Below are 1,046 nucleotides of genomic sequence, written 5' to 3'. Positions count from 1 at the left end.
GGACAACTGTCTAATTTCTGTTGCGGTTTTWCCTGTGAATTGCTTGATTAGTCTTGCGAAGTGATGAGACGTCTTAAACCCACAACGATGTGCGATTTCAGTGACGGTCAACCCGGTGCTGTTTAGCAGCTCAACGGCTTTATTGATCCGATACTCCCAGAGATAGTGAATAGGAGTCGATTGAACATTCGTCTTGAATAGTCGCAGTAGATGCTCGGGAGAGAGACGGGCTTGTTTGGCTAACTTTTCGAGAGTGATCTCTTCCGAGTAATGCTCATGGATCCACGATAAAGTGGAATATACGGCAGGGTGCTTTTCCTTCTGGAGAAGCACTCTTTTTGATTCAATTGGATACAGATGAATAGCGGCTAGTCCGAGGCTCAGAATGCTGGAATCGTTATTAGGCACTTGGCGCTGAATGATGAGCATAAGATCGGTTAGTCGATTCATCTCCTCTGTTAGGGAGAGACATTCGGGTAGTTGATTTAAGGCTTCTCGAGTTTCATCGGATAGCTCAGTTATATGGACGGATATCCAACGGTGCCATGATTGTTCCGTTTTAGAGAAGATGAAGGTCTCTTCGTGTCCGGGCATAAGGAGCATCAGTTGACCAGGTAACACTCTAACATGTCGCCCATCGATAGTAACGTTCATTTCTCCTGTGTAGAGCATGACCAGCTGTATATCCTGCTGGATTCGGGGACCAAATCGGCCTCCAGGTGGGTAGACGATAGAACCGGCATAGGCATTTTCTAAGGCATCAAACGGGATGTTTAATTGTGTATTGGGCATAAGAATTTCTCCTCTAGAGACTGTAGTTGATTTTTTGAAGAATATCAATTATAGATACGATATTGCGAATTACAGCCATTGTCAAGTAAGCGCTCTCGAAGTAATCTTTAATAGAACGTAGATTATTAACGCCTAAGGAGAATGCGAAATGAATGTAACCTATACAGAACCGCTCAAACCTTTATCGGAAACAGATGTTGAATTTTTTAGAGAACAAGGATATTTCCTGTTCAAGAAGGGGATGACCGAAGATC

General features: G+C 43.5%; 1 protein-coding gene. It reads right to left on the bottom strand.

The window, feature by feature from the left end; all coding sequences use genetic code 11:
- Positions 1–792: helix-turn-helix domain-containing protein (locus AC1DWN_RS34245; protein ID WP_477563265.1), on the bottom strand; the 792-nt coding region annotated here is incomplete at its 3' end.
- Positions 793–1,046: the final 254 nt, after the last annotated feature.

It is taken from the genome of Paenibacillus sp. P4_A7 (assembly GCF_056402455.1).
Note: the sequence above shows the minus strand (reverse complement) of the source record. Positions and strands in the feature narration are given on the sequence as shown.